We start from the raw sequence: 12,861 nt of genomic DNA, 5'->3' as shown, positions 1-12,861 counted from the left end.
AAATATTATTTTCCGAATTGATTACTATCATTTTTATCACACATTAAAAATAGTGTCAACTTATATTTTGAATTTTTATGTATTATATTCTATTTAAAAATTCAAAATATGACTTTTATATGAATAGTATTAGAACATTTATGGTTTATACTGTATTAACTTCTCTAGCAGGTTTATAGTAGTATACGATGAATGCACGACAGCACGAGTAGGAGGAAAGGATTTTGTCCACTTCAAAAGTTTTAAAAGGCACTGCTTTATTAAGTGGTGCAACAATGATTTCACGAATTTTAGGTTTTATATACTTCTTCCCTTTTCAATTATTAGTTGGAACGCAAGGGGTCGCTTTATACGGATATGCATACTCTTGGTACGGTATTTTATTAAGCTTTTCAACAGCTGGTATTCCTATTGCCGTCTCCAAATTTGTTGCAAAACATAATGCGCTTGGTGATTATAGTACAAGTAAAAAATTATACAACTCTAGCATAAAATTGATGTTGTTTATGGGCTTTTTAGGATTTTTAATTTTATTTATTGGAGCACCGTACATATCACAATTTATTATTCGCTCGAAAACGCCAGATCCACAATTTATCGCCGACGTAACACTTACAATGCGAGCATTAAGCTTCGCGCTTATTATCGTACCGGCTATGAGTGTTACACGTGGTTATTTCCAAGGTTTTCAACATATGAAACCAAGTGCTGTTTCTCAAGTTGTGGAACAAATCGCACGCGTTGTTTTCATTTTAGTTGGTAGTTTTATCGTCTCAAAACTATTAGGTGGTTCAGTAGCTTCTTCTGTTGCGGTTGCTACGTTTGGTGCTGTTATCGGGGCACTTGCCAGCGTCTCTATTTTAATGATGTACTGGAAAAAATATAATGGATTAAAGCCTCCTGAAGGTGAATTAAAGTCAAGGGCATCCGATATTCCATTAAAAAATATTTATATAGAATTACTTCGATATGCAATCCCAATTGTATTTGTCGGTATTGCAATTCCGCTCTATACGTTAGTAGATCAATATACTGTAGCTGATGTACTTAGAGCGATGGGAGAGCCTTTAGAAACCGCGAATGCAGTTTTCGCTTATATAACGAACTATGCACAAAAGTTAATTATGATTCCCGCTTCACTTGCAACCGGATTCTCATTAACGATAATTCCAGCTATAACGAAATCATTTACAAGCGGGAAGCTAGATGAATTACAAGGACAAATTTCAAAGATATTTCAAGTGTTGTTATTCTTCACTATTCCAGCCGCATTCGGCCTAGCTAGTATCGCTTACGATGCATTCCGCATGGTTTATGTAAATCCTGAAATTGCACTTGGTGGATCACAATATTTAATTTCATTTGCACCTTCTGCTGTATTAAGTGCGATTTTCACAGTTTCAGCTGCTATATTACAAGGAATTGATTATCAAAGAAAAACAATGATTGCATTCTCAGTCGGTATTCTCGTTAAAATTGTGGTGAACACACCGCTCTTACATTTATTCGGTGGACATGGTGCTGTGCTTGGAACAATTCTGGGCTATCTCGTTTCAAATATTATTATGTTGTACTGCATCGTTAAGTTTGCGAAATTTAAAATTGGCGAAACAGCAAAAACAGTATTTCTTATTACGATTTATTCCGCGGCAATGTCTGCTGTTGTAATCGCATTAAGAGCATTTATAAGTTGGATTATTCCTGGCCAATCTTATATAGAATCATTAATTATTGTGTTTATATGCGCCGCAGCAGGAGGACTTGTTTATCTTTTATTCGTACTAACGAGTGGACTTGCTTCGCATATTCTCGGTGATCGTATTCAACGTTTACCTGTATTAGGAAAGTTAGTAAAATAAAAAAACAAGAGATGTAACGCGTTGTTACATCTCTTGTTTTTTTACTTCGCATATTGAATGCGCTTTTGTTGTTCAGCAATATTTAATTCTGGAGCATATTGTTCTACTAAATGTAATACCTCTTCGATCAACACTTCTAACTCCTGTACACTATACTCCGGTTTCCCTATTAACGTATTCGCCATACGCTCATATAGATTTTCAGGTTTGATATTCATACGCTCTACATTATAAGCCATCCATTTAAATGCAGGATGATGTACATACAGTTTATTCAAACCAAATAAAACACCGAATAAATCTCTTTGTACTTCACAAATAACATCGTAAAGCATAAGCCAATCCTTTCGTGTTAAAAGAGCCTCTCGATTATGCCAACGATTGCTTAACCAAAGATTTTCTGAAATCATCCTTTTCGCCAATTCTTCTGGATATACTTCAACCCTATCTTTTAGAGCATGTATTTTTACTTCTCCATACAAACTCACACCATCATGAACCGATGATACAATACATTGTTTCTCATAATTTATATCATACTGCTCTACAACTTCTGAAATAATCTTTTCTACTGTCAATGTTAAAAAGTTACTAATCTCTAGCTTAATTCCTTCTTTCGTCAAATACGTTTCCGACCATTCTTCATCCTCATAGGGATGATATGACAAAATCGTTCCACCAATATTGTTAATTGGACCTAGACGCTCTTCATCCTCTGGTGGTTCTGACCATAAAATATGTAATTCAATATCTGAATGTTCATCTTCTAACTTTCTCGCTACAGATCCTGCTAAAATAATAGCTTCGACTTTCTTGTTTTGCCAATAAATCTCCGACATCTCTATCGCTTTCTCTTTTAATCCCATTGCATTTCCCCCTAAAACTGCAGTACTCCCCTTACTTTTCATTTATCTATTTCGATATTAAACATTACATTACCTTTTCAAATTCCTACTAAATCATATTTCTACCCAATAACGCTGAACAATTTCGCCAGAATTAGAAGAAACTACTTCATTTTCTAGCACACCGCCAACCTTTTGTATTGTTTTAGCAGAACCAATATTTTCTTTATCACAAGTTATTAACACTTTCTTCAACCCTAATTTTTGCGCCTCAGCCAATGAAAGTTGCAGTTGCTTCGTAGCGTAACCTTGGCGACGTTTATTCGGATGGACACTATAACCAATATGACCGCTTTCCAGTAATAATTCTGGATTTAATCGATGTCTAATATTCACAAAACCTATAAGTTCCCTTTTTTCAAAACTTAAAAATTGGCTAGACGGTACTCGATTACCTTGTAAGTTTTCTCCCAGTTCCTGTTTACTCACTTTTTCAAACCACTCATCGAGAGAATCAAAATTTTGTAAAGAACTGCTGCCGTGTGGTTGTTCTCCTGATTGTAAAAACGCATGTCTATATGCCATAATTTCCCCACTATATTCATGTATTGGTTTTAATAGTTTCATTGTCATTCTCCCCTCTTAATAACCTAAAACAAACACCTTAATAGCTCTATTTCGCTATTAAGGTGTTTCTATCAATTTCATTCAAATAATCCCATACTCAAATAACGCTCACCTGTATCAGGTGCAATACATAAAACTTTTTTACCAGCGCCTAATCGTTTCGCTATCATAATTGCTGCGTAAACAGAAGCTCCTGAAGATGGCCCTACTAATAAGCCCTCTTGTCTTGCTAAGTTTCTCATTGTCGTTAATGCCTCTTCATCTGCAATTTGAATAATTTCGTTATACACTTCTGTATTTAAGTTTTTCGGAATAAAACCAGGACTTGTTCCTACTAGTTTATGAGGGCCTGGAACACCGCCAGATAACACTGGGGATCCTTTCGGTTCTACTACTGCAATATATAAGTTTGGTAGTTTCTCTTTTAACGTTTCACCAGTCCCTGTAATTGTTCCACCCGTTCCCGCCGTTGCTACAAATGCATCAAGCTCTCCATCCATTTGTTCATAAATTTCAAGTGCAGTCGTATAACGATGTATATTCGGGTTTGCTGGATTTTCAAATTGCTGCGGAATAAAACTATTTGGAATTTCTTTTTGTAACGCTACCGCCTTCGCAATCGCTCCTGGCATTCTTTGTTCTGCTGGTGTTAAAACTACTTCTGCGCCGTATGCTTTCAATAAATTAATACGCTCTTTGGACATATTATCTGGCATAATTAAAATCGCTTTATATCCTTTCGCAGCTGCATTCATCGCTAAGCCAATTCCTGTATTTCCACTTGTCGGTTCAATAATTGTATCACCAGGTTTTATAAGTCCCTTTTCCTCAGCGGCATGAAGTAAATTATAGGCTGCACGATCTTTCACACTGCGTGACGGATTAAACATTTCCAGTTTTACATACACATCCGCTGCGTCCTCTGGAATAAATTTAGATAATCGGACGACAGGTGTATCTCCTATTAATTCTGTAACGTTTTCACATAATTTCATAGCGCATCCCCTATTCTATCGTTTTCTTATCATTCGGCAGTAACCATGAAGTAAGTCCAATTAATGGTAAACAACTACATAATAGCATAATAAATTGAAGGCTATACATATCAGCTAATTTTCCAAGGACTACAGCACCTAATGCTCCAAGACCAAACGCAAGGCCAACAATCAATCCTGATACCATCCCTACTTTTCCAGGAACAAGCTCTTGTGCATATACAACAATTACACTAAAACTACTTGAACTAATAAAACCAATACATAAAAATAATGGTACAACCCACACGAGCGAAACGTGAGGTAGTAAAAGCGCAAGCGGTGCTGAACCGAGCATTGAAAATACAATTATCTTTTTCTTACCGAATTTATCTGCTAACGGACCACCAAAGAAAGTACCTAATACACCAGCAATCATAAAAGCAAAGACGAAATACTGTGCGTTTTTTATAGATAAGCCATAATGCTCTATTAAATAGAATTGATAGAAATTCCCGATACCAGCACCGTACCAAGAACGTACAAATGTTAGAAAAACAAGAAGTATAATAACAAATTTAATGTGCGTACTTACAATCGCATTTTCAGCCTCAAGTGCAGCCCTCTTTTTCCTTCTTACAGCACCAGTGGCTAATTCATTTTTATACCAATTTGATACGAAAATTAGTAATACAATTCCTACTGCTGCAAAGGCTGTAAACCCTAAAGAACCAATTTGACCAAGCGGGACGAAAATTAATGCTGTAAAAATAGGGGCTAGAGAATTACCTGTGTTTCCTCCCACTTGATAAATCGCTTGTGCTAAACCACGTTTGGCACCTGCCGCCATATAAGCAACGCGGGCACCTTCAGGATGAAAGACCGCGGAACCTAATCCAATAAATAAAACAGAAATAATAACAATCATAAAATTCGGAGCAAACGCGAGCCCAATCATCCCAAGCATGCTCGAAAACATACCAAGTGGTAATAAAAATGGTGACGGCTTCTTATCTGAATACATACCAAAAACCGGCTGCATAATCGATGACGTCATATTTAACGCGAACGCAATCCATCCTACTTGCATATAAGATAAATTCATCGTTTTTTCCAAAATAGGAAACAACGCTGGTACAACCGCTTGCATCGAATCATTCAAAAAATGTCCGAAACTAATCGCAAATAATATTCGATATATCGTCGGTGTTTCCACTGCACTTTTTTGTGAAACTGCCTGCATATACGAATCTCTCCTTCCTGTACAAAATATATATTTATTACAGTTAGTGTAATAAATTCTGAGTTTTGAAACATTTCTATTCTATACTGGTTTCATTTCTTTTTCCAGAAATATCACTTCATAAATATTAAATTTTTCCTATCTGTTTTATCAGATTTATTTATATGAACTCTCTGTACTTTCTTTTATACTAAGTTAGAAAGACGTGAAGGCTTGCAACTATGAAAAAAAAGACGACCCTAAAACATATTAGGATCGCCTTTTCTATTAAATAGCAAAACGCTTATACTTCTCATAATCACTCGTCTTACATTCTAGTGCAATTTTCGTACCTTCGTTTTCATAACTCGTAGATAAAACGTGCGCATGATTGTTGAAATACGAAACTACCTGTCCTTGATCATATGGAATTAACATTTCACACTTCGTATACTCTTTATAAATGTGTGAGCGAACCAATTCTACAAGCTCTTCAATTCCAACATGTTTCTTCGCAGATAGATACACGCGATCTTCTTGCACTTTCGGAATTTCAACATCCACCATATCTGATTTGTTATATGCATAAATCGTCGGGATATTTTCCACACCAATTTTCTTTAACGTTTCATTTGTAATATCAATTAATTGTTCATAATTGGGATTTGAATAATCTACAACGTGAATGAGTAAATCTGCTTCCGCCACTTCCTCTAGCGTTGAACGGAATGCTTTCACAAGATGATGCGGTAATTTACTTACAAATCCAACAGTATCCGTTAATAAAAATGATTTATTATCCGGCAAATCAATATTTCGTACAGATGTCTCTAACGTCGCAAATAACATATCTTTTTCAAATACTTGTTTTTCTACAGTACCATTAAAAATTTCAAGCATTGTATTCATTATCGTTGATTTACCTGCATTCGTATATCCTACTAATGACACAACTGGAATTTCATTTTTCTTACGTTGTTTACGCTGCGTTTGACGCTGTGCAACAAGTGCCTCTAATTCTTTATTTAGAGCTGCAATTTGTTCTTCAATTTTACGACGGTCTAATTCCAACTTCTTCTCACCGACACCTTTATTTTTCGTGCCAACTCCCCCGCTCTGTCTTCCTAACGATTCACGAAGACCGATTAAACGAGGCATCATGTACTGAAGATGGGCCACTTCTACTTGCAACTGCGCTTCTTTCGTTTTCGCACGTTGCGCAAAAATATCCAAAATTAAAATGGTACGATCAATTACTTTACAATCTAAATCCTCTTCTAAATTTCGAATTTGTGAAGGAGATAATTCGTCATTAAAGATGACCATATTTGCATCTGCTTCTTTCACATACGCTGCTACTTCTTCAATCTTCCCTTTTCCAATATAATGCGACGGATTTACTCGTTGTAAATTTTGCGTCACTTGACCGATTACTTCCACATCACAAGCTTCCGTAAGATTTGCTAACTCTTCCATCGAATATGCAAAATCAGCTTCATTACCTAAATTTACTCCAACTAATATTGCTCTTTGTAATAATTCTTCCATATATTTATTCCTCCATTTCGATTACGCAAAATAAAAAACACAGGTCACTGCCTGTGTTTTCGTAAACGGATAAGGGTTCACCAAAGAAATAGAAGAAAGCAGTGCTTTCATTCTATAACATGGTCAAAAAGTCCCAAGATAGTATACGTATCCAACAAGTGTTCACCTATACTATCCCATTCTATTTATAAAGGCAAAACAAAAAGAGGGCGTATTCGTCCCTCCCTCTTTTTCACATATAAGCTTAATAAAAAGGGTTCCTTTAAAATAGGCAGACCAATCCCGTTCACTCTGTACACAGACAGAGCCTTTGAGCGCTATTCAATTATTGGCACAAAGTATTGAGACGTAATCTGATTAAGATCAAAGGAAGCCCCTCCGTTCATTTTAAGTTACATAAAGTGTAGCATAAGTAATTCGCTTTCACAAGATTAAACCACCCATAGAAACAGAAAGAAAATCTTTGTATTTTTACTTTAATCGTCATTTTTTGCGCGTTCTTCTTACAATAAAAATCACAAGAGCTACTATCAGTAACAGGCCTATAGAAATGGTAACAACTTGCCACCAACTTAAACCACTCACCATTTCATCTTTTAAATCGACTTTCTTCGTCGGAACAGCTTCCTTCGCAATATGACTTAACGTATTTCTCTCCATCTCTGCCTCATCTAATCTCTTCGTTCCACTGCACATAGATGTCTCTAATTTTCCCTCCCCTCTATAAGAAGAAAAGACTAAATACTCTCCTCCCTCTGCAAAACGAAATGTACAGCTACTAAAACTTGTATATATAATAACTTGCGAGGAGCTTGTCCCTTTCCAAATTTCCTTCACTTCAAATAATGTTTTAATTTTCCCGTCCTTCTCTTGAACTTCTAATACCTTACCTTCAAACACTACATCATTATTTTGTAACCTCTCTTCTGGTGATGCTTTCATACACTCACAAGCATAAGACTTCTCTGGTAAAATAAAATAAGTAAAGCTACAAATTAAAACAAGAGACAATACATATACGATTCTTTTCAAGAATCTCAAACCCTTCATTATCAATTTTAGAAGCTTTCCGTATATTATTTGGACATCACTCCTCAAACCCCTTTCTGTTCATTAAAATATATTGATTTTATTAAACAGAAAATCTTTATTGACATTTTTATAACCTGATATTAGTATCAGGTTATAAAAATAAGTTAGGAGATGTTCTTATGAATTCTCAATCTCGTATTACTGCAATTGGTACTTATGTTCCAGATCAAATATTATCTAATAATGATTTAGAAAAGATGATCGATACGAATGATGAATGGATTGTGCAAAGAACAGGAATGAAGGAAAGAAGGATTGCTAACAAAGACGAATACTCCTCACACTTAGCCATTAAAGCAATCGAAAATTTGTGTACAACATATAAGAAAAACTTAGAAGATATTGACTGTATCATCGTCGCTACAACTACTGCTGACTATGTTTTCCCTAGTGTTGCTTGCCAAATACAACAATACTTCAACATACCTCATACACTAGCTTTTGATTTAAATGCGACTTGCGCTGGTTTCACATACGGACTGCATGTCGGTAATAGCTTAATCACTTCTGGATCACATGAAAAAGTACTCGTCATAGCGACAGAGACATTATCTAAAGTTACTGATTACACCGATAGAACGACCTGTATTTTGTTCGGTGATGGCGCTGGAGCTATTTTATTAGAAAGAGATGAAAATAAACCAAGCTTTATCGCTGCTCACATGGGAACAAATGGTGCTGGTGGCATTCATCTATACAGAACAAACTTATCTACTACTATGAATGGCACACCACTGCAAACAAATGAAAAAATCGTTCAAAACGGAAGAGAAGTATATAAATGGGCAACACGCACAGTGCCAGCAGGTATAAAAGAACTATTACATACCACAAATATGCAAATAGATGATATAGACCGGTTCGTACCACACAGTGTTAACTTACGGATGATTGAATCTATTTGCGAGAAAACTGAAATTCCAATTCAAAAAACTTTAACTAGTGTAAAATACATGGGCAATACATCTTCAGCTTCCATTCCACTCGCTTTAGATTTAGCTAGAAAAGAAGGGAAATTAAATAACGGAGATACACTTTTACTGTACGGTTTTGGCGGTGGTCTTACGCATTTAGGGCTTATTGTGGAGTGGGGTTTAGACTAACACTTTTTTATACAGTTAACATTACGGTAAATGAAATTATATCAATGATTTTCTGAATATATCTATCGATTCCAGTTAGACTATTAGTTAATCACAAAAAAGCGGCATCCAAAGATTTATTATCTCCCTTTGAACGCCGCTTCTTTCATTTAAATTTTATTTACCTGTCCGAGACCATATCACAATTGGAATAAGCAGTAAGGCTACAGCCCCTCCCGCTAATGATAATGCCGCATAACTGGAATTAGCTACTACCATTCCTGACATCGCTCCACCTGAAGCTCCGGCTAACGCAATAAAAACATCTATTTTCCCTTGTGTTTTAGCACGTGTAGAAGGAGTTGTGGAGTCAACGATTTGAGCTGTACCACTAATCAATCCAAGGTTCCACCCTAATCCAAGTAAAGAAAGAGCAACAATTAATAATAGTAAAGAATCACTCGGTGCTATCGCAGCTATGACACCCGCTGCAAGTAAAATCATCCCACCAGCTATACTCATCGTAGTACGGCCAATTTTATCAATTAACATTCCTGTAACAAGCGATGGAAGGTACATTGCCCCTACGTGGAATCCAATGACTAGCCCTACTTCACTTAGTCCATGACCATGGTGTCCCATATGTACTGGCGTCATAGTCATAATCGCAACCATCACTATTTGAGTAAGTATCATTACGATTGCTCCAACAGTAACACCACGTTTATTTTCTATCATTTCTTCTGTTACTGGTTGCCCTTTATATGTATGTTCTTGTTTATATGTTTCTATTATGTTAGCAATAATTAACGGATCTGGACGAAGCATAACAAAAAGTACAAGACCCGCAAGTATAAATGCCGCTGCCGATAATATGAACGGACCAGCAAGGTTAGGAATTCCAATTGAATCAGCAAAATCCCCCATTACACCTACTAAATTCGGACCAGCTACCGCACCAAAAGTCGTCATAACCATCGTAATACTAACAGCAGTTGCTCGTTGTTTTTTATCTGCTAAATCGGTACCAGCATAACGAGCTTGTAGATTCGTCGCTGTACCTGCACCGTATATGAGTAAAGAAACTAGTAAAAGAATAATACTATTTGTTAACGCAGCCAATACAACTCCAATAGCCCCTAGTCCCCCTACTATAAACCCTGTTGCAAGCCCTATCCGGCGACCATATTTTTGCGATAACTTCCCAACAAAGAAAGCCGCTACCGCAGATCCCATTGTAAACATGGCAGCCGGTAATCCTGCATATGCATCTGTCCCAAGCATTTGCTGTGCAAGAAGTGCACCTACTGTAATTCCAGCAGCTAACCCTGCTCCGCCGAACATTTGTGAAATGCTTACGATTAGTAACGTTCGTTTATATAATTTTTGTTGCTCTTCTTCTGTATACATACGCTTACTTATTAAAGCATCTGCTGTATCTATCATTTCCTCACCCTCCCTATGAAACTAATATCTCTTGTTAATGTACTATAAAACAACAAAATCCCAAAATTTAAAGCGCTTAAATTTATCCATATTTCGTTACTCCTACACCTTAAATAATGCTAAGTTCCTTTCGTGAAGAAACTTAGCAAAAAAATTATTGTTTCCAAATAATGATTAAAGTGCGATTTATTATAAATACCATTCCAAGAATAATAGCTAAGGTTATTTGATCAACAACATATAGAGCAACTGAGGTAACTCCAAACAATATGATTTCCAACATAAACCTATATGGTTCTGGCAGTTTTAATGATGCTTTCGGTGCAATGAAAATCCCCCATATTGTCGCAAAAAGTAGTGGTGAGCCAATGCCAAAAATAAATTTCACATATACACTTTCCCAAAATTGAAAGCCCCAATAACATAGTGATGCAAGAGCACATAATTCTAGAAAAAATCGAATCGCTAAATTTATAGGTTTTATAAACATTTAAAGAACACCCCTTTGAAAAATATGTTTAAAATCCTATGAAAATAATATTATGCATCCGTTATTTGAACTTGATACGTGCCCATTTATGACATGTAAAAAACAATTATACAATTTATTAATATTATTCAGTTTATCTTTCTAAACTTCGAAAACTTGATCTTGACGGATAATGAATGAAAGCAAATACTTAATGACAGTGATACATATGCCTATAATCACAAAATAAAGAACTTCACGGTTTACGTTTCGCCCATTACCGAGGAGTTCCCAAAATAACTCTATAATTTTTTTGACAGCTAACGTTCTATAATTAAAATGCGATTCATATTTAGCCTATTCCCCTTACAATTCCCCTACTACTCTTTCCCCTCTTCTCTTTCTTAAAGCTTCCCCTTCCCAAAACAACAAACTTACTAAAGCACAAACTAAAATAATTGGTACACTCGCTTTATATAAATATATAAAATACTTCCAACTAAAAAGCTGTCTTGTAATTTGGTAAAACCAAATTACAAGACAGCTTCCCTTCATATTTCCTATACAAACCTTTTTACTATTTGACTCCTGCATCTTGCACAGATCCAATTTCCTTTTTCTTACCTTCTTTTATTTCATAATAATACGAAGGTAATTCTATATTATGTTCTAAGAAATAATCCTCAATTAATGAAATACTCACTTTCAATGTTTTCAAACGAGCGTATAATTTATCATTACTCGCAATAATATGCCATTTTGCATTCGGCTTATTTGTTTCTTCAAACATTTCTTCCATTGCTTCGACATACTCATCCCATTTTTCACGATTACGCCAGTCTTCATCTGTAATTTTCCATCTTTTAAGAGGATTGTTCTCTCTTTCTTTAAATCGTTTTAACTGTTCGTCTTTACTAATATGATAGAAAAACTTTCCTATTATGTAATGATCATCTGTTAATAGCTTCTCGAAATCATTAATTTCACCATACGCCCTCGTCCATTCTTCCTTTGTGGCGAACCCTTCAACACGTTCAACTAATACACGACCATACCATGAACGGTCGAATATAGTAATTTGCCCATATTGAGGGAGTTTTCGCCAAAAACGTTGTAAATAATGATACCGCTTTTCATGAGGAGCAGGTGCCCCAATTGGATTTACTTGGAATCCACGCGGATCAAGATGTTCAGTTACTCGCTTAATCGCTCCGCCTTTACCTGCTGCATCCCAACCTTCCATAACGAGCATAACAGCGATTTTTTCTTCTTTTAAAATTTGCTGTAGTGCCAATAAGCGCATTTGATATTTTTCAAGTTTCTTATTGTACTTAGATTTTGATTCAATTCTTTTCGTTAAATCTACTTTAGCAAGATGCTCTTTTTCCATCAAACGAATCCCCCTTGTTATATGACAATGTTATTTTAACATATTTATTGGTAATTTTTTCATATTAACATTCGACTAATACTCATCCCCTCCACCTGTATCTATCCTTTGTAAGTCTGACGCTTCTTTATATTGATAAATTAATCCCCCAGATATACCTTTTAATATCCTTTAGCAAGCATTTATTATTAATCAAAAAAACAAAACAAGGAAACTATGCCGAAAAAGCTCTACATAGTTTCCTTGTTTTGTTAAATCTGCGTGTGACATACTTGGGAAGATTAATAACGAAAAGATAGGAGCTCTA

General features: G+C 35.7%; 11 protein-coding genes, 1 pseudogene and 1 other annotated feature (1 of these 13 cut by a window edge). Of the genes and pseudogenes, 2 read left to right on the top strand and 10 right to left on the bottom strand.

From position 1 onward, the window contains the following. Positions 1–4, bottom strand: a binding site (T-box leader); it reaches 219 nt to the left of the window's first position. 220 nt (positions 5–224) lie between these two features. After that, positions 225–1,859: a putative polysaccharide biosynthesis protein gene (locus MRBLBA3_RS12500; protein ID WP_363381503.1), complete on the top strand. Its 1,635-nt coding sequence runs from the start codon at positions 225–227 to the stop codon at positions 1,857–1,859. A gap of 41 nt (positions 1,860–1,900) precedes the next feature. Here MRBLBA3_RS12500 and MRBLBA3_RS12495 read toward each other — a convergent pair whose 3' ends face one another. From MRBLBA3_RS12495 to MRBLBA3_RS12470, 6 genes are all read right to left on the bottom strand, one after another. Next, positions 1,901–2,725, bottom strand: coding sequence for a DUF4037 domain-containing protein (locus MRBLBA3_RS12495; RefSeq protein WP_363381501.1), 825 nt, complete (start codon positions 2,723–2,725; stop codon positions 1,901–1,903). A gap of 93 nt (positions 2,726–2,818) precedes the next feature. Then, on the bottom strand, positions 2,819–3,331 hold the full coding sequence (locus tag MRBLBA3_RS12490; protein WP_363381669.1) for a GNAT family N-acetyltransferase: 513 nt from the start codon (positions 3,329–3,331) through the stop codon (positions 2,819–2,821). Between the two features lie 77 nt (positions 3,332–3,408). Beyond that, the gene (cysK, locus tag MRBLBA3_RS12485; protein WP_000762258.1) at positions 3,409–4,326 is read right to left on the bottom strand and encodes a cysteine synthase A; all 918 of its coding nucleotides are present in this window, start codon (positions 4,324–4,326) and stop codon (positions 3,409–3,411) included. A 10-nt stretch (positions 4,327–4,336) separates the two neighbouring features. Further along, positions 4,337–5,548: an MFS transporter gene (locus tag MRBLBA3_RS12480; RefSeq protein WP_363381498.1), complete on the bottom strand. Its 1,212-nt coding sequence runs from the start codon at positions 5,546–5,548 to the stop codon at positions 4,337–4,339. Between the two features lie 267 nt (positions 5,549–5,815). Next, on the bottom strand, positions 5,816–7,075 hold the full coding sequence (hflX, locus tag MRBLBA3_RS12475; protein WP_000391868.1) for a GTPase HflX: 1,260 nt from the start codon (positions 7,073–7,075) through the stop codon (positions 5,816–5,818). 483 nt (positions 7,076–7,558) lie between these two features. Next, positions 7,559–8,107, bottom strand: a complete 549-nt coding sequence (locus MRBLBA3_RS12470; RefSeq protein ID WP_363381496.1) for a cobalamin biosynthesis protein CbiN — start codon at positions 8,105–8,107, stop codon at positions 7,559–7,561. A 179-nt stretch (positions 8,108–8,286) separates the two neighbouring features. Between MRBLBA3_RS12470 and MRBLBA3_RS12465 the strand changes: the two genes are divergently transcribed. After that, the gene (locus MRBLBA3_RS12465; protein ID WP_363381494.1) at positions 8,287–9,270 is read left to right on the top strand and encodes a ketoacyl-ACP synthase III; all 984 of its coding nucleotides are present in this window, start codon (positions 8,287–8,289) and stop codon (positions 9,268–9,270) included. A 156-nt stretch (positions 9,271–9,426) separates the two neighbouring features. Here the strand turns inward: MRBLBA3_RS12465 and MRBLBA3_RS12460 are convergent, their stop codons facing one another. The 4 genes and pseudogenes from MRBLBA3_RS12460 to MRBLBA3_RS12445 all read right to left on the bottom strand — a co-directional run bounded on the left by MRBLBA3_RS12460 (position 9,427) and on the right by MRBLBA3_RS12445 (position 12,554). Next, entirely contained in the window at positions 9,427–10,695 is a 1,269-nt protein-coding gene (locus MRBLBA3_RS12460) for an MFS transporter (RefSeq protein WP_363381492.1), read from the bottom strand. A 154-nt stretch (positions 10,696–10,849) separates the two neighbouring features. Then, the gene (locus tag MRBLBA3_RS12455; RefSeq protein WP_002064764.1) at positions 10,850–11,185 is read right to left on the bottom strand and encodes a YrdB family protein; all 336 of its coding nucleotides are present in this window, start codon (positions 11,183–11,185) and stop codon (positions 10,850–10,852) included. Between the two features lie 345 nt (positions 11,186–11,530). Further along, positions 11,531–11,653: pseudogene (locus MRBLBA3_RS12450) on the bottom strand (MFS transporter); the annotation flags it as partial. A gap of 88 nt (positions 11,654–11,741) precedes the next feature. Continuing rightward, entirely contained in the window at positions 11,742–12,554 is an 813-nt protein-coding gene (locus MRBLBA3_RS12445; RefSeq protein WP_363381490.1) for a polyphosphate kinase 2 family protein, read from the bottom strand. Positions 12,555–12,861 lie beyond the last annotated feature (307 nt).

The organism is Bacillus sp. LBA3-1-1.1 (assembly GCF_040676495.1).
GTDB classification, from domain to species: domain Bacteria; phylum Bacillota; class Bacilli; order Bacillales; family Bacillaceae_G; genus Bacillus_A; species Bacillus_A nitratireducens.
The sequence above is the reverse complement of the archived record's forward strand: the minus strand, read 5'-3'. Positions and strand labels throughout refer to the sequence as shown.